Consider the following 23,507-nt stretch of genomic DNA (forward strand, 5'->3'; position numbering starts at 1 on the left):
GGTCCAGTGTGCCGGTCCCGGGTGGGAGACCATGGACGCCATGAGCCCCGAGCCCGTCCGACCCCCGCGCGCCGATGCCCCGCGCCCCGGTGAGCCCGCGCGCCCCGGTGTCCCCGCACGCGCCGGCGCCGCCGGTCGCGGGGTGCTGTTCCTGCTGGCGATCGCCGCCGGCGCCACCATCCCCGTGCAGGCCCGGCTCAACGGCGGGCTCGCCGAGCGGGCCGGCGACCCGACGCTGGCCGCCGTCGTCTCCTTCACCGCCGGGCTCCTGCTCATCGCCGCGATCGCGCTGGCCACCCCGTGGGGGCGACGCTCCCTGACCGCGGTGCGGCCCGCGCTCGCGGACGGGCGGGTGGGGTGGTGGTACCTGCTCGCGGGCATGGTGGGCGGCTCGATGGTGCTGACCCAGGCCCTCACGGTGGGCGTGATCGGCGTGGCGGTGTTCACCGTGGCCGTGGTGGCCGGCCAGCTGATCGGCGGGATGACCGTGGACCGGCTCGGCCTCACGCCGGCCGGGGTGCGGACGCTGACGCCGCGGCGGATCGCCGGGGCCGTGCTCGCCCTGGCCTCCGTGGCGCTCGTGGTGGGCCCGCAGCTCGCGGACGCCCGGGGCGGGCCGCTGTGGCTGCTGGTCGCGCTCGCGCCGCTGGCCGTGGGCCTGGCCACGAGCGGGCAGCAGGCCCTGAACGCGCGCCAGGCCGCGGCCTACGGGAGCATCGTCCCGGTGACGCTGATCAACTTCGTGGCCGGCGCCTCCGCCCTGGCCGTGGTGCACCTGGCGGCCGTGGCGGTGCGCGGGGGCGGGGGAGTCCTGCCCGGCCCCGCGCACTGGTGGCTGTACCTGGGCGGCCCGCTCGGGTGCCTGTTCATCGCCGTCAGCGCCTACCTGGTGCCGCGGGTGGGCGCGTTCCTGGCCCTGCTCGGCTTGGTGTGCGGCAAGCTGCTGGGCTCGCTCGCGGTGGACGCCCTCGCCCCGGCCGGTGGGGCCGGCGTCACGGCGCTCACCCTCGTGGGCACCGCCGGCGCCCTGGCCGCGGCGGTGCTGGCGGCGGGCGGGTCGCGCCGGAGCGGGCCGCGCCCTCAGCTCAGTCGTTGAGGCGCTGCCCGCTCTCGGCGTGGAACAGGTGCACGCGCGCCGGGTCCGGCACCACGTGGACCACGGCGCCCTTCTCCGGGGCCGTGTAGCCGGCGGTGCGCAGGGTGATCAGGCGCTCCTCGCCGCCGATCGTGGCGTGGCCGTACACGTAGGCGTCGGCGCCGAGCTCCTCCACGGTGTCCACCTCCACGGCCAGGCCGCCCCGGTCCGTGATCTCGAGGTTCTCCGGGCGGACGCCCAGGTCCACGCTCTGCCCGGCGTCGGCCAGGGTCGCCCGGTCCACGGGGATCACGCTCTCGCCCCAGTGCACGCCGTCGGCGGCCACCGGCATGCGGAAGATGTTCATCGCGGGGGAGCCGATGAACCCGGCCACGAACACGTTGACGGGCTTCTCGTAGAGGCTGCGGGGGGTGTCCACCTGCTGGAGGGTGCCGTCCTTGAGCACCGCCACGCGGTCGCCCATGGTCATGGCCTCGGTCTGGTCGTGGGTCACGTACACGGTGGTGGTGCCCAGGCGCCGCGTGAGCTGGGCGATCTGCGCGCGGGTCTGGACGCGCAGCTTGGCGTCCAGGTTGGACAGCGGCTCGTCCATGAGGAAGACCTGCGGGTTCCGCACGATCGCCCGGCCCATGGCCACGCGCTGGCGCTGGCCGCCGGAGAGCGCCTTGGGCTTGCGGTCCAGGTACTCCGTCAGGTCCAGCAGCTTCGCGGCGTCCTCCACCCGGCGCCGGCGCTCGTCTGCGGGGACGCCCGCGATCTTGAGGGCGAAGCCCATGTTGTCCGCCACGGTCATGTGGGGGTAGAGCGCGTAGTTCTGGAACACCATCGCGATGTCCCGGTCCTTGGGGTCCACGTCCGTGACGTCCCGGTCCCCGATGTGGATGCTCCCGGAGGAGAGCTCCTCGAGGCCGGCGAGCATGCGCAGGGAGGTGGACTTGCCGCAGCCGGAGGGGCCCACGAGCACGAGGAACTCGCCGTCGGCGATCTCCAGGTCCAGGCGGTTCACGGCGGGGCGCGGGGCGTTGGGGTACTGACGGGTGGCGGAGCGGAAGCTCACGGAGGCCATGGGGGTGTCCTTTCACGGGCAGGCACGTGCCCGACGATCCGAGGTGAAGGGGGGGGTGGATGGGGGACGACGACGGCGAGGCCGGCGCCGGCACGCCGCTCACGGCGGCGCGGTGCTCGCCCGGGGTTGCAGGGCCAGGTGGTGGAGGATGCGGGGCGGGTGGGGGGTGCCGTCGAGGGCGCCGAGCGCGAGGCGCACGGCGCGGCGGCCCTGGTCCACGGGGGTCTGGTCCACGGTGCTGATCCCGAGCCGGGCCGCGTCCGGGTGGCCGTCCAGGCCCATCACGGACACGTCCTCGGGGACGCGCAGGCCCAGGGACTGCGCGGCCAAGAGGGTGCCCATGGCCATCTCGTCGGAGATGCAGAGCACGGCGGTGGGCCGGCGCTCCGGGTCCGCGAGCAGGGCGCGGGCGCGGTGGTAGGCGTCGCCCATCGTGAAGTCGGCGGGCAGCATCCAGTCGGCCGGCGTCCGCAGGCCCGCCGCGGCGAGGGCGTCCAGGAAGCCGCGGGTGCGCTCGGTGCTGACCTGGAACTCGATGTCGTCCGCCACGCGCCCCATGTAGGCGATCTGCCGGTGCCCCAGCTCGATCAGGTGCCCGGTGGCCATGCGGGCCGCCCGCGCGTCGTCCACCTGGACCGCCGTGAACCACTCCGGGAGCGCCTCGCCGGAGGGCAGGCGGCCGCCCACCACGACGACGGGCCGGCCGAGCCGCGCCAGGCCGTCGAGCTCGAACGGGCTGAGCCGGAAGGAGAGGGTGACGAGGGCGTCCAGGCGGCGGCGGGGCAGCAGGTCGGTCAGGACGGCCGAGCGGCGGTCGTGGTCCTGGCCCACGTCGTAGAGCGTGAGGTCGTAGCGGCGGCGGACGAGCTCGTCCGCCGCGCCCTCCAGGACGGCGGCGAAGAACCAGCGGTGGACGGAGGGGGTCACGAGGCCGATGTTCCGGGTCCGGCCGGAGGCCAGCGAGGAGGCCGCGGCGTCGGGCACGTAGCCGAGGGCGGCCACGGCCTCCTGGATGCGGGCGCGCGTGGACGGCGCCACCGGGCCGGAGCCTGTCAGGGCGCGGGAGGCGGTGGCCGCCGAGACGCCCGCCATGCGGGCGACGTCCTTGATGCCGACCATGCGGCGGGTCCTCCTCTCCGGGCGGGACGGTGTGCTGTTGGTCACTGTGCTGTGGGTCACCCTACGCCACGCCCAGGGACGCGGTGGAATCGCTTCCATGCGTGCGGCCGGGCGGCGAGGCGGGGCCGAACCCCCAGAATCCGCGCCGTTCCGCGGGACATCCCGCCTGTGTGGAAAATCACAGTGGAAGCGCTTACACTATCGAGTGCTGTACCCCATCCCCACCGGAACGGGACGGGCGCCCGGGTCTCGGACGCGGTCCCGCCGGGCCCGGCCGGCTTCGGCGCGGGCCCCTCGTACCGTGAAAGGCACATCATGACGTCCACCACCCCTCGCGCCGCCCTGCGTCGCCCCCTCGGCCTGACGCTGACCGCCGCGTTCTCCGCCCTCGCGCTCACCGCGTGTGGTGGCGGCGGCGGGACCGCCGCCTCCTCGAGCCCCGCCGCGGGCGGATCCGCGTCGAGCTCCGCCGGGGGCGGCTCGGACCAGGGCGCCGCGTCGTCGTCCTCCGCCGGCCAGGACCTCACCGAGGCCGGGGCCGCCACCATCACCATGTGGGTGGACCAGAACCGCCAGAAGCCGCTGCAGGCCGTGGCGGAGGACTTCAAGGAGGACACCGGGATCACCGTGGAGCTGGTGGTCAAGGACAACTCGACGATGAAGGACGACTTCATCACGCAGACCCCCACTGGCGAGGGCCCGGACGTGATCGTGGGCGCCCACGACTGGATCGGCTCGCTCGTGCAGAACGGCACCATCGCCCCGCTCGAGCTCGGGGACACCGCGGACGCGTTCTCGGAGACCTCCGTCCAGGCCGTGACCTACGACGGCCAGACCTGGGGCGTGCCCTACTCGGTGGAGAACGTGGCCATCCTGCGCAACACCGCGCTGGCCGAGGAGACCCCCGCCTCCTTCGACGAGATGATCGCCGAGGGCCAGAAGGCCGTGGACGCCGGCGACGCGGACTACCCGTTCGTGGTGGGCCTGGACCCCGTGAACGGCGATCCGTACCACCTGTACCCGTTCCAGACCTCCATGGGCGCCCCGGTGTTCGAGCAGCAGGAGGACGGCTCCTACGACGTCAGCTCCCTCGCCATGGGCGGCGCCGAGGGCCAGGCCTTCGCCGAGAAGCTCGCCGAGTACGGCGAGTCCGGCGTGCTGAACCCGAACATGACCGCGGACATCGCCAAGGAGCAGTTCAACACGGGCAAGGCGGCCTACTTCATCACCGGCCCGTGGAACGTGGACGAGGCCGAGGAAGCCGGCGTCGACTTCGCCGTGGAGGAGATCCCGTCGATGGGCGACCAGCCCGCGCAGCCGTTCGTGGGCGTCAACGCGTTCTTCGTCTCCGCCGAGTCCGAGAACCAGCTGGCCGCCAACGAGTTCGTGGTCAACTACCTCTCCAGCGAGGAGGCCCAGGACGCGCTGTACGCCGAGGGCAAGCGCCCGCCGGCCCTGACCGCCTCCTTCGAGAAGGCCGCCGTGGACGAGACCGTCAAGGCGTTCGGCGAGATCGGCGAGGACGGCGTGCCCATGCCGGCGGCCCCGGAGATGGGCGCCGTGTTCGAGTTCTGGGGCGGTGCCGAGATGAGCATCATCAAGGGCGAGGGCGACCCCGTCCAGACCTGGGACAAGATGATCTCGGACATCGAGGGCCGCATCGGCCAGTGAGCCGTCCGGGCCGCCGTCGTCGGTGGGGCAGGTCCCCTCGACGACGGCGGCCGCACCCCGCGCCCCGACGGGCGCACGCCACTTCCACTGCAGGCCTGAAGGCCGGATGAGGGACCATGAGCACGTCTTCCACCACGTCGGCCCGCCCCGACGCCCCACACGAGGACCCGGCGGACGCCGGACGCCGCGGCCTGCGGGGCCGACGCGCGGACCGCGGCCCGGACGGCACAGCGGGCACGCTCGTCAAGATCGCCCTGCTGGGTCTCGTCGACGCGTTCGCGGCGTTCGTGCTGTTCCAGCTCGCCGCCGCCGGCGACTGGGTGGTGTTCGCCGTGACCCTCGCGGTCACCCTCCTGATCAACTGGATCTACCTGCGGCGCGGCGGGCTGCCCGCCAAGTACCTGGCGCCGGGCGTGTTCTTCCTCGTCCTGTTCCAGGTGTTCGTGGTGGTCTACTCCTCCTACATCGCCTTCACCAACTACGGGGCCGGGCACAACTCGGACAAGCCCGCGGCGATCGAGATCATCCAGCGCTCCTCCTCCATCCGGGTCCCGGACTCGCCCACGTACCCCGTCTCCGTGCTGGAGCAGGGCGGGGACCTGCACCTGCTGACGGTGCGGGACGGCCAGGCCGTGCTCGGCGGGGCGGACGAGCCGCTCGCGCCCGTCGAGGCGCAGATGGACGGCGCGGAGGCCGTGGCCGTGGACGGCTACACCACCCTGACGTTCGGCGACCTCCTCTCGCGGCAGGACCAGGTCACGCAGCTCAAGGTGCCCCTCAGCGACGACCCCGCGGACGGCACCCTGGAGACCCGGGACGGCTCGCGCGCCTACGTGTACTCGCCCCGGCTGGAGTATGACGAGGCGCAGGACACCTTCACCGACCTCGAGAGCGGCGTGGTCTACCGGGACAACGGCGAGGGCCGGTTCCAGGCGGACGACGGCAGCACCCTGCAGACCGGCTGGCGGGTGTTCGTGGGCGTGGACAACTTCGCCAAGGCCTTCACGGACCCCAGCCTGCGGGACCCGCTGCTGCGGGTGCTGGTGTGGACCTTCGCCTTCGCGTTCCTCAGCGTGGCCACCACCTTCGCCCTGGGGCTGCTGCTGGCCATCGCGTTCAACCGCGCGGACATGCGGGGCAAGTACGTGTACCGGGTCCTGATGATCCTGCCGTACGCCTTCCCCGCGTTCCTCTCCGGCCTGGTGTGGGCGGGCCTGCTCAACCCGGAGTTCGGCTTCGTCAACAACGTGTTCTTCGGCGGGGCGGACATCCCGTGGCTCACGGACCCGTGGCTCGCCCGGTTCTCCGTGATCGTGGTCAACCTGTGGCTCGGCTTCCCGTACATGTTCCTCGTGATCACGGGCGCCCTCCAATCCCTGCCCGAGGACGTGGACGAGGCCGCGCGCATGGACGGCGCGGGCCCCTGGCGGATCTTCCGCTCCATCAAGCTGCCGCTGCTGCTGGTCTCCGTGGCGCCGCTGCTGATCTCGTCCTTCGCGTTCAACTTCAACAACTTCAACATCATCTACATGCTGACCGGCGGCGGGCCCCGGTTCGCGGACGCCGCCACGAACATCGGCGCCACGGACCTGCTGATCACGGTGGTCTACAAGACGGCGTTCAGCGGCGTGGGCCGTGACTACGGCCTGGCCTCCGCCCTGTCCATCGTGATCTTCCTGATCGTGGCCACCATCTCGGCCATCAGCTTCCGGCAGACCAAGGCGCTCGAGGAGATCGACTCGTGAGCATCCCCCAAGACCCCTCCGCCCGCGCGCCGCATGGCCAGGCCGCCCCGGCCGCCGCGTCGCCCCTGGCCGCCGCCCTCGCCCAGCAGGAGACCGACCCCCTGCGCTGGGAGGACGGCGCGCCCCCGCCGCGGCGCCGCCGCCCCTTCGGGCGCTGGCTGCGGGAGCTGGGCTGGCGCCACGTGGTGGGCGTGCTGGCCAGCGCCTTCGCGCTGTTCCCCCTGCTCTACGTGCTGTCCGCGTCCCTGGACCCCACGGGCACCATGGCGAGCTCGAACAGCCTGTTCAGCTCGTTCAGCGGGCAGAACTACGTGGACCTGTTCTCGGACCCCAGCAGGCCCTACGGCCGCTGGTTCGTGAACACCATGGTGATCGGCCTGGTGACCTCGTTCTCCACCGTGTTCCTCGGCGCCCTGGCCGCCTACGCGTTCTCCCGGATGCGCTTCGCCGGCCGCCGCGTGGGCCTGCTGACCCTGCTGCTGGTGCAGATGTTCCCGCAGCTGCTGGCGGTGGTGGCGATCTTCCTGCTGCTGACCTACATCGGCAACCTCGTGCCGGTGCTGGGGATCGGCTCGCAGCTGGGCCTGATCCTCGTGTACCTGGGCGGGGCCCTGGGCGTGAACACGTACCTGATGTACGGGTTCTTCAACACGGTGCCCGCGTCCCTCGACGAGGCCGCGAAGCTGGACGGGGCCTCCCACGTGCAGATCTTCTTCTCCATCATCCTGCGCCTCGTCACGCCCATCCTGGCCGTGGTGGGCCTGCTGTCCTTCATCAGCACCGTCTCGGAGTTCGTGATCGCCTCGGTGGTGCTCACGGACCCGGCCGCCCAGACCCTGGCCGTGGGCCTCTACGGCTACGTGTCCGAGACCCGCTCGGAGAACTGGGGCGTCTTCGCCGCCGGCGCCGTGCTGGCCGCGGTGCCCGTGATGGCCCTGTTCCTCTTCCTGCAGCGGTACATCGTCTCCGGGCTCACCGCCGGCGGCGTGAAGGGCTGAGCCCGACCGCCGCCGCGTCGCTGCGGGGGTCGCGTCCATCCGGCGCGGCCCCCGGGCCTCCCGGTCCGGCGCACCCAGACCTACCCTGGCCGCATGGACACCGCCGACCTGCCCGACCTGCCCGCCCCCGAGGACCGCACGGCCACCGCGAGCCGCAGGGTCGAGGCGCCGGCCGGCGTCGTCTTCGAGTTGATCTCGGACCCGTCCCGCCAGCCGGAATGGGACGGCAACGACAACCTCGCCCAGGCAGAGGCGGGCCAGCGCGTCACCGCAGTGGGCGACGTGTTCGTGACGACCCTGCGCAAGGGCGTGGACCGGGCGAACCACGTGGTGGAGTTCGAGGAGGGCCGCCGCATCGCCTGGAAGCCCGCCGAGGTCGGGGGCGAGCCCTTCGGCCAGCTCTGGCGCTGGGAGGTGGAGGGCGACGACGGCGGCTGCCGCGTCGCCCACACCTACGAGTGGGCGCAGCTCACCGACCCGCAGCGCATCCGTCGCGCGCTGCGCACCGGCCCCGAGCAGCTGCGGGCCTCGATCGACCGGCTGGCCGCGCTCGCCGAGGCCGAGGCGCGCGAGGCCTGACGGCCCCGGCTGCCTGTCCCCAGGCTCAGGTCCCCAGACTCAGGTCCCCAGACTCAGACCGCCGGCTGGGCCCCGCCCCGTCAGGGCAGGGCGAGCCGGAAGACCTTCTTCCACGCCGAGCCGACCTGCTTGAGCAGCGGGCCCGTGGTGTACGGCAGGCCGTAGCGGGCGCAGATCTCGCGGACCTTCGGCGCCACCTCGGCGTACCGGTTGGAGGGCAGGTCCGGGAACAGGTGGTGCTCCACCTGGTGGGAGAGGTTGCCCGTCATGAAGTGCATGAGCTTCGAGCCGGAGATGTTGGCGGAGCCGATCATCTGGCGCACGTACCAGTCGCCGCGGGTCTCCCCGTCCACCATCTCCTCGGAGAACGTCTCCGCGCCCTCGGGGAAGTGGCCGCAGAAGATCACGGAGTGCGCCCAGATGTTGCGCAGCCCGTTGGCGAGCAGCCCGGCCACCAGCGCCGCCTTGCCCGAGCCCGTGAGGAACTCGGCCACGGCCGGGGTGGCCACGTAGTCCTTCGCGAACTGGCGCGAGGCCTTCACGCCCACCGAGCGCAGGTCCGTCATCAGCTCCTTGCGGGACTTCTCGCCGGCGCGCACGCGGTCCAGCTCGAGGTCGTAGAGGGCGATGCCCCACTCGAAGATCGGGGCCAGGCCCGCGTTGATCACGGGGTTGAGCAGGTGGCGGGGCCGCCACGGCTCGGACTCGTCCATGCGCAGCACGTTGTAGCCCACGTCCCGGTCCTTGCCGATCACGTTGGTCCAGCGGTGGTGCAGGTCGTTGTGGGTGTTCTGCCACGCGCGGGACGGGGTGACGAAGTCCCACTCCCAGGTGGTGGAGTGGATGTCCGGGTCGCGCATCCAGTCCCACTGGCCGTGCAGCACGTTGTGGCCGATCTCCATGTTCTCCACGATCTTGGCGACCGTGAGCATGGTGGTGCCGGCCACGAACGCGGCTGGGTGCCGGGCGTTGAGCAGGGCGGCGCGGCCGCCGATCTCCAGCCAGCGCTGCAGGCGGATGACGCGGCGGATGTAGGCGGCGTCCGAGGCGCCGCGGCGGGAGAGGACGTCGTCGCGGATGGCGTCCAGCTCGCGGCCGAGCTCGGCCACCTGCTCGTCCGTCAGGTGTGCGGCGCCGGGCGGGCGCACGGCCGGGCTCCCGACGACGCCGAGCAGGCCCGGCTTCGCGTTCGCGGCGGGACGGGTGGCGGCGTCGGCGGTGGGGGCCTCGGGCGTCTCCGAGGCGGCGGGGGCCGCGGCGTCCGTGGCAGCGTCGGCGGTCTGCGGGGCCCAGCTCGTGGTGTCCGGGCGGTCCTCCGGGAGGACGCGGGCGGTGCGGCCGCGCACGGTGGTGCCGGGGATGGCCAGGCTCAGGTCGTCCGGGGCGGTGGCGCCGGTGCGCTCGGTGGCGGGGAGTGTCTGGGTCATGCGGTGCTCCTGGGGGATGGGGAGACGGGAGGGAGGTCGGGGGCGGCGGGGCGGGCCGCGGCTCAGGGGACGGTGCTCAACGGACAGCGCTCACAGGTCGAGGCTCACGGGGCCGGCGGCGGCGCTGACGCAGGTCTGGACGAGGTCGCCGGGCTCGCCGTGGACCTCGCCGGAGCGCAGGTCGGTGACCTGGCCGGAGCGCAGGGGGGTCAGGCAGGCGTGGCAGATGCCCATGCGGCAGCCGGCCGGCGCGGCGACGCCGGCCTCCTCGGCCACGATCAGCAGCGGCACGTCGCCGGGGGCGTCGGCCTCGGCGTCGGAGTGCTCGAACACCACGCGGCCGCCCGCTCCGGCGACGCCCGGGGCGAAGTCCGCGCGGAAGCGCTCGATGCGCAGCTCCCCGCCGGCCTCGCGCCGCCAGAGGTCCTCGGCGTCGTCGAGGAAGGGGGCGGGGCCGCACGCGTACGCGGCGCGCTCGCGCCAGTCCGGGCACAGGGCCTCGAGCTCCGCGGGGGAGGACAGGTCCAGGCGGCCCTCGTCCGCGGTGTGGCGGTGCACCACGCGCAGGCCGGGGAACTGGTCGGCCAGCTCGGCGAGTTCCTCGCGGAACAGCGCCGTCTCCGGGGTGCGGGAGGAGTGGACCAGCACGACGTCGGCGTCCCGGCGGGCCGGGACGAGCGTGCGGATCATGGACATCACCGGGGTCAGGCCGGAGCCCGCGGTGAGCATGAGGAGCGGTCGCGGCTCCTCCGGCAGCGTGAAGTCGCCCTCGGGGACGTCGAGGAAGAGGACGTCGCCGGGCACCGTGCGGCGCACGAGCGTGCCGGAGACGAGCCCGATGTCGGACACCGTGATCTCGGGGTCCGCGCCCGCCGGGGCCGAGAGCGAGTAGGAGCGCCACTGGCGGACCCCGTCCACGTCCACGCCGATGCGGGCCCACTGGCCGGCGTCGTGCAGGCGCCAGCCCGGGCCCGGGCGGAAGGCGATGGTCGCGGTGCCCGGGGTCTCGCGTCGCACGGAGTTGACCACGCCGCGCAGCTGCCGCGAGGAGTGCACGGGGTCCAGCAGGCCCAGCACGTCCTGCGGCGTGAGCGGATGCAGCAGCGTCGACGCCAGGCGGGAGAGCAGAGAGGGACCGGCCATGGCTTCAGCCTATGGCTCGGGGCATCACGATTCTTCACCTCGGGCGTACGATCGGCGGAAGAAGTTCATCTCGAGGAGACAACGAAGCCCGTGACGAGCCCCCGCCCCGAATCCGACTGGCGCCCCCCGTGGCAGGATCTGCCCGCCGATCTGCCCGGCCGCCTGGCCCACGCCCTGCCCGGGATCATGGAGCGCATCATCCAGACCGTGCCGGACCAGATCCCCGCCTACGCGGCGGCCCGGGACGGGCGCTACGGGAAGAACCTCACCCTCGGAGTCACCACCGCGCTCGAGCAGCTGATGAGCCTGCCGGGCACCTCGCGGCCGGCGCTGAGCGCTGAGTCCCGGGAGCTCATGGCCCGCCTCGGCGCCGGCGAGTTCCGCGAGGGCCGGTCCATGGACGCCCTGCTCGGGGCCTACCGGACCTCCGCGCGGATCGTGTTCCGCGACCTCTCCGCCGAATGCGCGCGGCTGGGCATGGACATGTCCGTGGTCATCGAGCTCGGCGAGTCCATCTGGGCGTACATCGACGAGCTCTCCGCCGTCAGTGCGCAGGCGTACGCCGAGGCGCAGTCCGCGCAGGCCGGCGTGCGGGAGCTGCACCGGACCGCGCTGGCCGCCGCCCTCGTGCGCGGCGGCGCCGAGGAGAAGGAGGTCGAGCGGCTCGCGGCACTCGCGGACTGGCGCGTGCCGGCGCGGCTGGCCGTGGTGGCCCTGCCTCCCGACGCCGGCCAGGCCGTGCGCGCGCGGCTGGGCCGGGCCGGGCTCGTGGTGGAGCGGGACTCCGAGGTGGTCGCCGTGGTGGCGGCGGACGCGCCCGCCCGACGTCGCCGGCTGCTGCGGATCCTCGCGGGGACGGCCGCGGTGGTGGGTCCGGCGGTCGAGTGGCCGCTGGCCCCGCACTCGTACCGGGTGGCGCGCACCCTCGCGGGGCAGGAGGCCGCCCGTCGGACTGCGGAGCAGCGGGCCGCGGCCCGGCCGGAGGGCGACGGGTCAGCGGCCGACGGCCCGGGGGCGGAGGAGGCCGTGGGCTTCGAGCCGGTCGGCGGTGCGGACCCGGCCGCGGGCACGCCCATCCTGGCCGAGGAGCACCTGGCCCGCGTGGTGCTGGGGGCCGAGCCGCGCGTCGTCGCCGAGCTGGCCGAGCGGGTGCTCGCCCCGCTCGCAGAGCTGACCGACGCCAAGCGCACCGTGCTGGAGCAGACCCTGCTGAGCTGGCTCGTGCACTGGGGCCAGCGCGCGCCGATCGCCGCGGAGCTGAGCGTGCACCCGCAGACGGTCGGCTACCGCGTGGCGCGGCTGCGCGAGCTCTTCGGCGACGCCCTCGAGGACCCGGACGCCCGGTTCGACCTCGAGCTGGTCCTCCGGGCCCGCGCCGAGGGCGTGGCCGCGGGGTGAGGCGCGAGGGCGACACATTGCGTCTGACAAGCACCGATGTCACCGGGGCGGCGGCGGATGTGGGTATTCTCTGGGAGTCTCCTGCGTCATCTCTGTACGTGACGCGCTCCACCGATGCGAAGAAGCATGAGGTCTGCCATGAAGAAGATCGTCACCGGGGTCACCCTGTCCGCCGCCGTCGGCCTGTCGCTGGTCGCCGTCGCCACGCCGGCGTCGGCCGTCGAGGCGCCCCAGAACTGCGGCGAGCTCTAAGACCTGGGCTACTCCCACGTGCCGGCAGGTCACGAGTGGTACCTGCCCAAGCTCGACCGCAATGAGGACGGCATCGGCTGCGAGAACGCCGAGGGCCTGCCCGGGCTCAAGCGCCTCGACACGCCGGGCGCTAACACGTCCGAGGGCTACCACGACCCGCGTGACCAGGCGCTGCCGGACGCCGCCTACACCTACCCGGACTGCGCCGACGCCTACGCGGCCGGTGTGTTCAACATCCCGGCCGCCTCGGAGGACTACCACGACGATCTCGACTCCGACCAGGACGGCGTCGCCTGCGAGTACAACGTGGAGTACGGCGTGATCGTGGAGGGCCGCGAGCAGGCCGCCGCCGCCGAGATCGCCGTCCTCGTCGCCGCCGAGCAGTCCGTGTCGGAGGGTGAGGACGAGGACGACCAGGTCGCCGTGGTGCCCGTGGGCGCCGCCGACACCGGCGTGGCCCCGGCCGGCGACCCCGCCGCCGCCCTGACGCTGGGCACCCTCGGTCTGGCCGCCGTCGCCGGCGCCGCCGTGGTGGCCCGCCGCCGCGTCCAGGCCTGATCCGAGCGGTCATGTCCGACGGATCCGCCTACGCTTCGGGCATGACCGGATCCACCGCCCGCCGCGGACGCCTCGTCGCGTCCGCGGCGGCGCTGTCCCTGCTGCTCACCGGCTGCGCCGGGTCTCAGGGGCACGACGTCGACCTCGCCGCCGCCTCCTCCGCCCGGGCCGCACAGCAGTCACGGGACGCGCGGGCGGCGGAGGCGTCGGCCTCCCGTGCCGCGGCGCAGGCCTCGGCCGACCGGGCCCGCGAGAGCGCGAAGGCCGAGCGGGCAGCCGCCGCCGAAGCCTCCGAGGCCGCGGCGAGCGCCGCCGCGGAGGCCGAGCGCGTGGCCGCCGCCCAGGAGGAGGCGGAGCGTGCCCGGGTGGCCGCGGCGGAGGCCGAGGCCGAGGCGGCCGCCGCCGAGGAGGCCGCCCTCGAGGCGGAGCGGGTGCGCCAGGCCCAGGAGGCCCTCGTCGCGGAGGGGCTCGAGTCCTCCCCGCCCACCTCCTTCGGCATCCCCTCGATCGGCGCGGGATCAGACCTGATGCGCCTGCTGCTGCGGGACGACGGCTCGCTCGCCGTGCCGCCGGCCGAGCCCGGCTCCCCGGCGGCGTGGTACGCGCACTCGCCCACCCCCGGCGAGGTGGGTCCCTCCGTGCTGCTCGGGCACGTGAACGCCACGGACGGCTCCGCAGGGGTGTTCGCCCGCCTCGTCGAGCTCGAGCCCGGCGACATCGTGGAGGTGGAGCGTGAGGACGGGCAGGTGGCCGTGTTCGCAGTGGACCGCGGCGTCCAGTACGGCAAGGACGAGTTCCCCACGGACGAGGTCTACGGCAACACCGACGCTCCGGAGCTGCGCCTGATCACCTGCGACGGCTACAACTCCTGGACCCGGGAGTTCGAGGAGAATTACATCGTCTACGCCACCCTGGTGGACGTGTACTGACGCCGTCGGGCGGGTCTGGCCTGCGCCCGGGCGCCCCGGCAGTCTGGGGGATGCGCGGCGCGGCGATCCGCCCGCCGACACCCATCGACGAGGAGAGCAGCGACATGACCCACCTCGAGGACGACCGCGCCGCCCTGGCCGCCGGCGAGACCTACCTGGTCCACATCCTGGAGACCTCCATCCCGCCCGGGAACCCGGAGCACTACCGGATCACCGACGCCGTGGAGGCCCATCACGCCGAGACCGGCTCCTGGGACATCGAGGCCGCCGGCCCGGACGCCGCCCGCGAGCTGCTCGCGCGCCACGGCCGCTGAACGGGGGCGTCGGCGACGCTGAGGACTGCGCCGACGCCGCTCAGAGGCGCATCGCCATGACGGTGCGCGAGGCCAGTCCCATGGCCTCGCGCGCCTCGGCGGCGCCGGTGAAGTCCTGCTCGGCCTCGCGCAGGCCGATCTTCTCCGCGACGCGGCGGGAGGCCGAGTTCTCCGGATGGATGATCGCCACCAGCTCGTGGTGGCCCAGCGCGTCGCGGGCGTGGTCCCGGCACGCGGCCGCCGCCTCGGTCGCGTAGCCGCGCCCCCAGAGGTCGGCGCGCACGTGGTAGCCGACCTCGAGGCGGGGCTCGCCGTTGACCTCCTGCCAGGTCAGGCCGCAGTCGCCGACGAAGCCGGGCTCGTCGTCGTCGGAGTGCTCCGGCAGGGTCTCGATGACCCACAGCCCGTGCCCGTCCTGGGCGTACCGGCGGCGGTTGCCGGCGATCCACTCGGCGGCCTGCTCCCGCGTGCGCGGGGCGGGGTAGAAGCGCATGACGGCGGGGTCGCCGAGGAGGGCGGCCATGGCGTCGAGGTCCGCCTCGGTCATCTCGCGGAAGCGCAGGCGCGCGGTGGGGGCAGGGAGCATGGGGACAGGCTAGCGACGGCGCGGACGCTCCCACGAGGAGCCCAGCTCCACGCCGCGCTCCCGCAGGTACGGCTCCGGGTCCACGGGCGTGCCGTCCACGCGCAGCTCGAGGTGCAGGTGCACGCCGGTGGCGGTGCCCGTCTGCCCGACGCCGGCCAGTGCGTCCCCGGCGGACACCCGCTGACCCGCGTTCACCACGGTGGAGTCCGGGGCCGCGTGGAGGTAGCGCCACACGTGGCCGTCGCCGGAGTCGACGGCGAGGAGGTTGCCGCCCGCGTCCCCGCCCGCCTCGACGAAGAGGACCCGCCCGTCCGAGACCGAATGGAAGGTCGTGCCCTCCGGGACGCCGCCGAGGTCCACGCCGGTGTGGTCTGTGAGGGCATCCGTGTCCGTGCTGGGCGGGGCGCTGCCCTCCCCGAACGGGTTCGGCCGGGGCCCGAAGCGCGAGGTGACGCGGCCGCGGACCGGCTCCGCGAAGCCCTCCGCGGACACGGTGGGCGGGGCGGGCGTGGAGGCGGCGGGGCGGCGGGAGTCCGGCTGGCCCGGGACGCCGTCGGGGCCGAGGGCCAGCGCCGCCCACAGGACCGCGCCGATCAGGGCGAACGCGAGCACCGCCGCGAGCACGCCGCCGGCCGCCGTGCCGGTGCCGGCGGGGCGTCCGGGGGCGGGTTCGGAGGCGGGCTCGGGGCTGCGCTCGCTCATCCGTCCAGGGTGTCACGAGTCTGCGGGCGGGGGCCTGGGGCGGGGTGCGCGGGGACGGATGCAATCGAAATGCGGCGCTTTTCGATTGCATCGCGCGGATCCGACGCCTCTCCGCTCCAGGGTGGCGGTGCGGGCGGCGGCCTGTGGAGAAGTCTGTGGCGGGGTGGAGGTGTCTGCGTACACTCGGGGCAGGTCGGCCCCCTGAGCCCGTGGGAGGGCGCGCTGCGGGATCAGCGCGGGGCCCGACGGTTCGCAGAACGGAACCTTCTGGAGGAGGGGGCTCATGTCCTTCACTGCACCCCGGCGCGTGCTGCGCCGTCATCGTCTGACCCAGGTGGGGGCCCTCGGGGCCGGTCTGGCGCTGCTGCTCACGGCCTGCGGCGGCGGGTCGGAGCCGGCCGAGAGCTCCTCTTCGACGCCGGCCGGGTCGTCGTCCAGCTCTGCCGAGGCGACCACGCCGAGCCCGTCCGGTGAGTCCAGCCCGACGACGTCGCCGAGCGGGTCTGCCGGCTCGACCGCCGCTGCGGGGTCCTCGGGCAGTGGTGGCGCCTATGTGCCGGCGTCTGCGGAGGGTCCTGCGCAGAACGTGCCCAAGCCTGAGATGCCGGCGGTGATGAAGGAGGAGACCCAGGAGGGCGCCGAGGCGGCGGTGGAGTACTGGTGGGCTGCTCTGGACTACATGGACCAGACCGGCGATTCCACCGTCTTTGACACGGTGTCCGCTACGGACTGCCAGTTCTGCGCTTATCGCAGCAATTCGATGAACGGCTTCTATGAAACCGGCGGATGGTCTACAGGTGTTGAGTCAGAGGTCCACTCCCAGATCGCTCGGCCCTCGGTGGACGGATACACCTCTACTCTGCTCATGAACTTCAACGCAGGCCAGTCCTACGACAAGACGGGGGAGGCGTTGCCAGACACCAAGTCGGAGGCCCGGGAGAAGAGCCCATGGATTGTGTCCGTGGAGTTCAGTGATGAAGTCGGATACTGGTTTGTCACCTCGGCCGAGTTCCACAACTCCGACGGATGATGATGAACACCTCTCTCAAGCGCGACGTCATGGCGATATGGGTGATTATCATTCTTGCCGTCGTTTCCTTGGCCTCCCTGGCGCAGGGAAGGGCGCCAGTTGGGCCGGGTGGAGGCGAATACGATTTATCTTGCGGTCAGATGCATGGCCAGCTTGACCCCGAAGAAGCCGCGGTTGATCTCCTGACAAAATGTCGTGAACTGTCTCGCGAGTCAGATGTGCGGTCTCTGACATCTACACGGTCGAAATCCCAGCTTAACGAGCACATCACGACCCATATGGCCAGTGCGTGCCACCCGAACCAGGCCGGCAACGCCGACCTCGGGACGTGCCAGGAGCAGACCGACCGGTTCTGCCCTGAGGGCGGGGAGTGGATCATCCCGGTCAGCACGGACACCAGCGTCGACTACGAGAACTCCGCCTTCGGGCCGACCGAGTGCACGACCTCACCGGTGGCCGGGGCCGGCGGGGCGCGGTCGTTCACCCTGGAGGAGGTCCGCACCCTCCTGCTGCTGGATCCGACCATCGAGTCCGACAACGCCGGCCGCGGCGTGCGCAACGCGGAGACGAACTTCTACACGGATGCCGGCGTGGAGACGCTCTCCACGACCATCAACGGGGTGCCGGTGGAGCTGCGCGCCACCCCGGTGTCCTTCCACTGGAACTACGGAGACGGCACGGCACCGCGGGTCACGCACGTGGGCGGCCACGCCCAGGCCGAGTTCAACACGCCCACGCCCACGAGCCACGTGTACGAGGAGACCGGGGAGTACACGGTCACGCTGACCACGGTCTACATCGGTGAGTACCGCGAGGCGGACGGGGACTGGGTGTTGATTCCGGGCACCATCACCCTGGACGCGGCCCCGGTCACGGCGGACATCTGGCGCACCGTCACCCGCAACGTCGCCGAGGACTGCGCGGCCGACCCGTCCGCGTGGGGCTGCACCGGGCCCATCGAGGCCCCGGACGCGCCCTGATCGGGCCAGGCGGCCGGTGCCGTCGTCGTCGTGCTCTGCTGGGAGGCTCCCGTTTCCCGCACGAAAATGATGGGTGTCCGTCGTCGTCCTCACCGGGGCCGACGGCGGCGCCCGCCTGGGCCATACTGCGCCCATGGACATGTCGCTCGTGATGCTGGTGCCTGCTCTGGTCGCGCTGTTCGCCCTGATGGTGGGCGGCGCCCTCCAGCGGGTCAGCGGCATGGGCGTGGGCATGATCGCCGGGCCGACCCTCTCGCTGCTCCTGGGACCGGTCGCGGGCGTGAGCCTGGCCAACGTGGCCGCCGTCGTCTCCGCGGTCCTGCTGTTCGCCCTGCTGCGGCGGCACGTGGACTGGGGACGATTCCTCCGCCTCGCGCCCCTGCTCATCGTCGGCTCGTTCGCCGGGGCGTGGGCGGTCCGCAGCCTGGACGTGCACGCCCTCGAGGTGCTGCTCGGCGGCTCCGTGCTCGTCGCGATCGCGGCCTCCCTCGGTCTGCAGCGCCGCTTCACGGCCTCGGGCAGCGCCCCCGCGGCCCTGGCCGGCACCGCGGCCGGGTTCATGAACACCACCGCCGCGGTGGCCGGGCCGGCCCTCGCGGTCTACGCCGTCGCCAGCCGCTGGGAGCAGCGCTCCTGGGCGGCCACCCTGCAGCCCATCTTCCTGCTCGCTAACCTCACCTCGCTCGCCACCAAGTCCCTCTTCGGCACTGCGGTCCCTGCCGGCGTGGACGTCCACTGGACGGTCTGGACGGCCGTCGTCGTCGGCGGCCCGATCGGCGTGCTGATCGGCAGCCGGATCGCCCCCCGCGTGAACCCCTCCCGGGCGCGCCTGCTGGCCATCTGCGTGGCCGGCGTCGGGGCGAGCGTCGCCCTCGCCCGCGGGATCGTCGGCCTCCTGGCCTGACGTCGCCCCTCGCCGCGGGGCGTTGCGCTCACGACTCGCCGTCGCGCCGACGTCGGCGCGGCGCGTCGTGAGCGCAACGCAACGGAACCGCTGAAGCGCCCGCACCCGGCTACGGTCCGAGCATGAGCACGCCCCCGCGCCCGTCCACGCCCCAGCCGCCGGCCTCCACCCCGCGCCCCGCCCACGTCCGACCCGCCCGCCCGGAGGACGCCGCCGCCATCGCCGCCGTCGCCGCCGCGACCTTCGGGGACGCGAGCCCGGCCTCCCTGCCGCCCGAGGTGATCCAGGCACACATCGACGAGCATCTGAACGAGCGCGTCGTCGCGGCGTGGATCGCGGACCCGGCGCGGATCGTCCTGGTCGGCGGCATCGCGCCGGACGAGGTCCTCGGCTATGCCATGCTCGAGACCGCCGCCACCCCCGAGGCGCCCGTCGTCGAGCATCTGGGCGAGACCCCCGCCGGCCACCTGTCCAAGGTGTACGTCCTCGCCGAGTCCCGCGGGACCGGCCTCGCCGAAGCCCTGGTGCGCGACGGCGTCGCCCGCCTCGAGGCCCTCGGCTTCCGGCACGTCTGGCTCGGCACCAACGCGCAGAACGTCCGCGCGAACGCGTTCTACGAGCGCCTCGGCTTCGAGAAGATCGGCGCGCGGACGTTCGTGGTGGGCGGCACCCGCGTGGAGGACGACTGGGTGCGGCTGCTCAGCCTGGGCTGAGCCCCGCCGCCCCCGCGGCCCCGGCACCCCCGCCAGCGCAGGCGTCAGCCGCGGACCTCGGCCCACGGCGTCCCCGCCGCCACGAGCTCCCGCCCGCGCTCGTAGTCCTCATCGTCGCACCCACGCTGTCCCTGCTCCTGGGCCCGGTGGCGGGGGTGACGCTGTCCAACGTGGCCGCCTCGGCGTCCGCGGTGCTGCTGTTCGCGATGCTGCCCAGGGGGACGGGGCCGTGTTCGCCTCCGGCGCCGTGGCCGGCACCCTGGGCTGAGGCCGGGCCGGCGCGCAGGCGTCAGGGCAGGAGGGAGCGCACGGCCGCGGCCAGCGTGTCCCGCACGTCGTCCACCGTCAGGTCCTCCGGGGCCAGGTGCCGCTCGACCGTCAGCGTGTGCACGAGCATCAGGAGCATGGCCGCGGTGTGCGTGACCTGCGCATCCGGGACGTCGGCCAGCACGCGGTGCTCGCGCAGCAGGCCGGCCAGGAAGTCCCGCCGCCGGACGGTGAGCACCCGGTAGGCCCGCCCCACGGCGGGCTCGCGCAGGCCCACGGACTGGAACTCGTGGAGGAGCAGGGGCCAGGAGCCCGTGGACTCGAGCACGACGTCGGCCAGGGCCTCCGCCACGCGGGCCACCAGGTCCTCGCGCGGCAGGTCGGGATCGTCCAGGGCGTCGGCGACGCCGTCCATGGCCCGGGTGGTCGCCCGCTCGAACTGGACGGTGCAGGCGGCGGCGAAGAGGTCCGGCTTCCCCGCGAAGCCGGAATAGACGGCACCCTTCGTGTAGCCGGCCTCCGCCGCGATGCGGGTGAGGGAGGACCGCGCGTAGCCCTCCCGTCCGAACACCTGGGCCGCGTGGTCGAGGATCGCCGCGCGGACATCCTCGCGGCGGGGTCGGGTGGCCATGTTGCCCTCTCGATGCCGATGGTATTGAATACCGATGGTACTGAATCCGCCTCGACTCGGCAAAGAGGGCCTATGTCTTCCACTCCCACCGACGCCGATCACCATGGCCCCGGGCCCGCCCCCGTCCCGGCGCACCTCGACGACCTCCCGCCCGCCACCCTCGTGGCGCGCGGTCTGACCCTGCGCGGCGGGCGCGGGCCGGTGTTCGGCCCCCTCGATCTGGTGCTGCCCCCGCAGACCCACCTGGCCGTGCTCGGAACCCAGGGCTCGGGCCGCTCGGCCCTGCTGCTCGCCCTCACGGGGCGCCTGCAGGGCGTGCGGGGTGAGCTCGTGCTCACCGCCGGCCCCGTGGACGTCGCCCTGGACGGGCCGGAGCGACCCGCCGCCCGCGCGTACCGGCCCCTGATCGACGCCACGCGCCACCCGTACGCCCTGCGCGCTCGCACCGCCATCGCCCACACCACCGACGTGGTGGAGCTCGAGCCGGCGCTGACCGCGGCCGAGGTCGTGGACGAGCGCTGTCTCGCCGACGGCGTGCGCCGCCGCGCCGGCCGCGCGCGCTTCGCCCTCCTCGCGGACGCGGTGAGGCTGACCGTGGCGCCGGAGGCCGTCGTCGGGGAGCTGTCCGCGCCCGATCGCGCGCTGCTGGCCGCCGTCGTCGCCTGCCTGCGCCCGGCCCGCCTCGTCACCTTCGACGACGTGGACGCCACCCTGACCCTCGATGAGCTGGTCGCGCTCCACGCGGCCCTGGACGTCCTCAAGGACCACGGCCACCCGTTCGCGGTGAGCGCCGTGGCCTCCGCGCCCGTGCCGCGCGACGCCGTCGTCCTCACCCTGCCCCCCGTCCGGGAGAACTGATGCTGTTCCGCTACGAGCTGCGACGCTTCCGCCGTGGCCTGCCCCTGCTCGCCCTGCTGTTCATCTTCCTCGTCCCCGCCATCTACGGCGCCCTGTACCTGTCCGCGAACTGGGACCCCTACGGGGCCATGGACCGTCTGCCGGTGGCGATCGTCAACGAGGACGAGCCCGTCCAGCGCGGCGACACCACGCTGCGCACCGGCGCGGACATGACCGAACGCCTCAAGGATGACCACGCCTTCGACTGGCGCGAGACCACGCGCGAGGAGGCCGAGGAGGGACTGCGGGAGGGCCGGTACTACCTCGTCCTGGAGATCCCCGCCGAGCTCAGCCGCGACCTCGTCAGCCCCGAGGGCGGCGGGACACCGCAGCAGGCGCAGATCACCCTGCGCCGAGACGACGCCAACGGCTTCGTGATCGGCTCCGTCACGGCCTCGAGCCAGGCCAAGGTCGAGGCCGCCGTGAACCGGTCCGCGATCGAGGCGTACTTCGAGGCCGTCTTCTCCAGCCTCGGCGAGCTGCGTTCGGGCATGGTGGACGCCGCCGACGGCGCCGCGCAGCTGGCCGACGGCTCGGCCTCCGCGGTGGACGGCGCGAGCCAGCTGGAGGACGGGATCGTCCAGGCCCACGACGGCTCCGGCCGGCTGGCCGAGGGCGCGGGCCAGCTCGCCACGGGTGCGGGTGACCTCGCGGACGGCGCCGCCCAGGCCGACGACGGCGCCCAGCGGCTCGCCGAGGGCGCCGCGTCCGCGCAGGACGGGGCCGGCCGCCTGACCGACGGGCTCGACCAGGCGCGCGAGGGCTCCCAGGCCCTCGCCGACGGCGCCGGGCAGCTCGCCGAGAACGCCCCCGCGCTGCGTCAGGGCGCCACGGACCTCTCCGACGGGCTGGCCCAGCTGCAGACCGGATCGGCCGAGCTCACCGACGGCGCCACGCAGGTGGCCGACGGCACCCAGCAGCTCTACGACACGGTGGTCCCCGGCCTGGACCGGGTGATCGAGCGGCAGGACGCGGTGGCCGCCGACGTCGCGGCGGTGGACGAGGACGTCCAGCGGGTCGCCGAGGTGGCCGGCACGGCCGGGGACGGCGCGGGCGCCCGCATCGCCGATGCGCAGGCCGCCCTGGCCGCGCTCGCCGCGGAGGACCCGACGCTCGCCGAGTCCGAGCAGTACGCCGCGCTCCAGGAGGCGCTCACCGGAGTTGACGAGCGGGTGACCGCCGTCGCCGGCCGCGCCGAGGAGGCCGCCGCGACCTCCGCGGCCGCCAACGAGCGCGTTCAGGGCTTCGTCGAGGACGACGTCGCCGCCTCCGCCAAGGCGGATCTGACGGACCTCAACGACGGCGCCCACGCCGTGGCCGCGGGCGCGGAGAAGCTGCAGGGCGGGATCGGTGAGGCGAAGGACGGGGCCGACTCCCTCGCCGACGGCGCCGGGAAGTTCGCGGACGGCCTCGAGCAGCTGGGCTCCGGCGCGACCGAGCTCGACGGTGGCCTGGCCCAGCTCCAGGACGGCGCCGGGGAGCTGCAGTCCGGCCTCGGCGAGCTGACGGACGGGGCGACCACCCTCGCCGAGGGCAACGCCGCGCTCCACGACGGGGCGCTGACGCTGCAGGACGGTGCGGGGCAGCTGGAGTCCGGCGCGACCGAGCTCGACGGCGGCCTGGCCCAGCTCCAGGACGGCGCCGGGGAGCTGCACACCGGCCTCGGCACCCTCGACGACGGCGCCCACGACCTCGCCTCCGGGCTCTCCGACGGCGTCGACCGCGTCCCCGCCCTGACCGAGGATCAGCGGGACGAGGCCGCCCTGGTGATGTCCCGGCCCGTGGAGGCCGTGATGCAGGTGGACAACTCCGCGGAGGTCTACGGCCGCGGCATGGCGCCGATGTTCTTCTCCATCGCGCTGTGGGTGTTCGGCATCGCCGCGTTCAACATCATGCGGCCCATCAGCGGGCGGCTGCTGGCCGGGCGCCGCAACCCGGTGGCGATCGCGCTGGCCGCGTGGCTGCCCGTGGGCATCGTGGCCGTGGGCGGCGGCCTGCTCATGCTCGCCGCCACGCTGCCGCTGGGCCTGGCCCCCGTGCACCCGGTGCGGGCCGTGGCCCTGACGGTGCTCGTGGCCGTGGTGTTCTCCCTCATCGCGCACCTGGTGCAGACGGCGCTCGGCACCCCCGGTTCGGCGCTGCTGCTGGTCCTGCTGATCCTGCAGCTGGCCTCCACCGGCGGCACCTACCCGGCCGAGGTGCTGCCCGGCTTCTTCCGGGCACTGCACCCGTTCATGCCGATGAGCTACTCCATCGAGGCGTTCCGCAACGCGATCTCCGGCGGCCTGGACCAGCACTTCTGGGTGCCGGTGGTCGTGCTGATGGGCGTCGGGGTGGCGGCGCTCGCCCTGGATGTGCTCGTGGTGCGTCGCCGGCGCCGGTTCCGCATGAAGGACCTGCACCCCGCGCTGCAGGCCTGAGCGGGGGGGCCGCGAAGGCCTCGGCCACCGCGGGTGGGCCGCCCGGTCACCCCGCGACGTCGGCGGTGGGGTCCGCGGAGGA

Annotated in this window: 22 protein-coding genes; 15 read left to right on the forward strand and 7 right to left on the reverse strand. The window is 73.8% G+C overall.

From position 1 onward, the window contains the following. Window positions 1–40 precede the first annotated feature (40 nt). Window positions 41–1,096 (forward strand): DMT family transporter, encoded by a 1,056-nt coding sequence (locus HDA33_RS10430; RefSeq protein WP_184173068.1) that lies wholly within the window; start codon window positions 41–43, stop codon window positions 1,094–1,096. Here HDA33_RS10430 and HDA33_RS10435 read toward each other — a convergent pair. Both HDA33_RS10435 and HDA33_RS10440 read right to left on the reverse strand, forming a co-directional pair. Further along, window positions 1,086–2,162, reverse strand: a complete 1,077-nt coding sequence (locus HDA33_RS10435) for an ABC transporter ATP-binding protein (protein ID WP_184173070.1) — start codon at window positions 2,160–2,162, stop codon at window positions 1,086–1,088. The two genes, HDA33_RS10430 and HDA33_RS10435, sit on opposite strands and share 11 nt — an antisense overlap. A gap of 99 nt (window positions 2,163–2,261) precedes the next feature. Beyond that, complete coding sequence (locus HDA33_RS10440; RefSeq protein WP_184173072.1) at window positions 2,262–3,281, reverse strand: LacI family DNA-binding transcriptional regulator; 1,020 nt, start codon at window positions 3,279–3,281, stop codon at window positions 2,262–2,264. Between the two features lie 315 nt (window positions 3,282–3,596). On the opposite strand from HDA33_RS10440, the gene HDA33_RS10445 reads away from it, so the two are divergent. The 4 genes from HDA33_RS10445 to HDA33_RS10460 all read left to right on the forward strand — a co-directional run bounded on the left by HDA33_RS10445 (window position 3,597) and on the right by HDA33_RS10460 (window position 8,274). Beyond that, window positions 3,597–4,952 carry a sugar ABC transporter substrate-binding protein gene (locus tag HDA33_RS10445; protein WP_184173074.1) on the forward strand — a complete coding sequence of 452 codons (1,356 nt, stop codon included), beginning with the start codon at window positions 3,597–3,599 and terminating at the stop codon, window positions 4,950–4,952. 116 nt (window positions 4,953–5,068) lie between these two features. Then, complete coding sequence (locus HDA33_RS10450) at window positions 5,069–6,697, forward strand: ABC transporter permease subunit (RefSeq protein WP_184173076.1); 1,629 nt, start codon at window positions 5,069–5,071, stop codon at window positions 6,695–6,697. A gap of 101 nt (window positions 6,698–6,798) precedes the next feature. Continuing rightward, the gene (locus HDA33_RS10455) at window positions 6,799–7,695 is read left to right on the forward strand and encodes a sugar ABC transporter permease (RefSeq protein WP_184173927.1); all 897 of its coding nucleotides are present in this window, start codon (window positions 6,799–6,801) and stop codon (window positions 7,693–7,695) included. Window positions 7,696–7,788: 93 nt separating this feature from the next. Beyond that, on the forward strand, window positions 7,789–8,274 hold the full coding sequence (locus HDA33_RS10460) for an SRPBCC family protein (RefSeq protein ID WP_184173078.1): 486 nt from the start codon (window positions 7,789–7,791) through the stop codon (window positions 8,272–8,274). A gap of 80 nt (window positions 8,275–8,354) precedes the next feature. On the opposite strand, the gene HDA33_RS10465 is transcribed toward HDA33_RS10460, so the two are convergent. Continuing rightward, window positions 8,355–9,701 (reverse strand): fatty acid desaturase family protein, encoded by a 1,347-nt coding sequence (locus HDA33_RS10465; protein ID WP_184173080.1) that lies wholly within the window; start codon window positions 9,699–9,701, stop codon window positions 8,355–8,357. A 90-nt stretch (window positions 9,702–9,791) separates the two neighbouring features. Beyond that, window positions 9,792–10,844: a ferredoxin reductase gene (locus HDA33_RS10470; protein WP_184173081.1), complete on the reverse strand. Its 1,053-nt coding sequence runs from the start codon at window positions 10,842–10,844 to the stop codon at window positions 9,792–9,794. Window positions 10,845–10,934: 90 nt separating this feature from the next. On the opposite strand from HDA33_RS10470, the gene HDA33_RS10475 reads away from it, so the two are divergent. The 4 genes from HDA33_RS10475 to HDA33_RS10490 all read left to right on the forward strand — a co-directional run bounded on the left by HDA33_RS10475 (window position 10,935) and on the right by HDA33_RS10490 (window position 14,295). Then, the gene (locus tag HDA33_RS10475; protein WP_184173083.1) at window positions 10,935–12,242 is read left to right on the forward strand and encodes a PucR-like N-terminal domain-containing protein; all 1,308 of its coding nucleotides are present in this window, start codon (window positions 10,935–10,937) and stop codon (window positions 12,240–12,242) included. 270 nt (window positions 12,243–12,512) lie between these two features. Beyond that, on the forward strand, window positions 12,513–13,052 hold the full coding sequence (locus HDA33_RS12955; protein ID WP_338104338.1) for an excalibur calcium-binding domain-containing protein: 540 nt from the start codon (window positions 12,513–12,515) through the stop codon (window positions 13,050–13,052). Between the two features lie 41 nt (window positions 13,053–13,093). Beyond that, window positions 13,094–13,981, forward strand: coding sequence for a class F sortase (locus HDA33_RS12795; RefSeq protein ID WP_246416940.1), 888 nt, complete (start codon window positions 13,094–13,096; stop codon window positions 13,979–13,981). A gap of 104 nt (window positions 13,982–14,085) precedes the next feature. Beyond that, entirely contained in the window at window positions 14,086–14,295 is a 210-nt protein-coding gene (locus HDA33_RS10490; RefSeq protein WP_184173085.1) for a hypothetical protein, read from the forward strand. Between the two features lie 40 nt (window positions 14,296–14,335). On the opposite strand, the gene HDA33_RS10495 is transcribed toward HDA33_RS10490, so the two are convergent. After that, window positions 14,336–14,881 (reverse strand): GNAT family N-acetyltransferase, encoded by a 546-nt coding sequence (locus HDA33_RS10495; protein WP_184173087.1) that lies wholly within the window; start codon window positions 14,879–14,881, stop codon window positions 14,336–14,338. A gap of 9 nt (window positions 14,882–14,890) precedes the next feature. After that, window positions 14,891–15,583, reverse strand: a complete 693-nt coding sequence (locus tag HDA33_RS10500; protein WP_184173089.1) for a M23 family metallopeptidase — start codon at window positions 15,581–15,583, stop codon at window positions 14,891–14,893. 283 nt (window positions 15,584–15,866) lie between these two features. On the opposite strand from HDA33_RS10500, the gene HDA33_RS10505 reads away from it, so the two are divergent. From HDA33_RS10505 to HDA33_RS10520, 4 genes are all read left to right on the forward strand, one after another. Further along, on the forward strand, window positions 15,867–16,613 hold the full coding sequence (locus HDA33_RS10505; protein ID WP_184173091.1) for a DUF6318 family protein: 747 nt from the start codon (window positions 15,867–15,869) through the stop codon (window positions 16,611–16,613). A 278-nt stretch (window positions 16,614–16,891) separates the two neighbouring features. Next, window positions 16,892–17,593 (forward strand): PKD domain-containing protein, encoded by a 702-nt coding sequence (locus tag HDA33_RS10510; protein ID WP_246416942.1) that lies wholly within the window; start codon window positions 16,892–16,894, stop codon window positions 17,591–17,593. Between the two features lie 73 nt (window positions 17,594–17,666). Further along, the gene (locus HDA33_RS10515; protein WP_338104339.1) at window positions 17,667–18,497 is read left to right on the forward strand and encodes a TSUP family transporter; all 831 of its coding nucleotides are present in this window, start codon (window positions 17,667–17,669) and stop codon (window positions 18,495–18,497) included. A gap of 122 nt (window positions 18,498–18,619) precedes the next feature. Beyond that, window positions 18,620–19,210: a GNAT family N-acetyltransferase gene (locus HDA33_RS10520; RefSeq protein ID WP_184173093.1), complete on the forward strand. Its 591-nt coding sequence runs from the start codon at window positions 18,620–18,622 to the stop codon at window positions 19,208–19,210. A 289-nt stretch (window positions 19,211–19,499) separates the two neighbouring features. On the opposite strand, the gene HDA33_RS10525 is transcribed toward HDA33_RS10520, so the two are convergent. Continuing rightward, entirely contained in the window at window positions 19,500–20,108 is a 609-nt protein-coding gene (locus HDA33_RS10525) for a TetR/AcrR family transcriptional regulator (RefSeq protein ID WP_184173095.1), read from the reverse strand. A 72-nt stretch (window positions 20,109–20,180) separates the two neighbouring features. Here HDA33_RS10525 and HDA33_RS10530 point away from each other — a divergent pair, with 72 nt between their 5' ends. Together HDA33_RS10530 and HDA33_RS10535 are read left to right on the forward strand one after the other, a co-directional pair. Continuing rightward, window positions 20,181–20,966 carry an ATP-binding cassette domain-containing protein gene (locus tag HDA33_RS10530; RefSeq protein ID WP_017488526.1) on the forward strand — a complete coding sequence of 262 codons (786 nt, stop codon included), beginning with the start codon at window positions 20,181–20,183 and terminating at the stop codon, window positions 20,964–20,966. Then, window positions 20,966–23,425, forward strand: coding sequence for a YhgE/Pip family protein (locus tag HDA33_RS10535; protein WP_184173097.1), 2,460 nt, complete (start codon window positions 20,966–20,968; stop codon window positions 23,423–23,425). The genes HDA33_RS10530 and HDA33_RS10535 overlap by 1 nt, the downstream gene beginning before the upstream one ends. Window positions 23,426–23,507 lie beyond the last annotated feature (82 nt).

This window comes from Micrococcus endophyticus, assembly GCF_014205115.1.
GTDB lineage: Bacteria > Actinomycetota > Actinomycetes > Actinomycetales > Micrococcaceae > Micrococcus > Micrococcus endophyticus.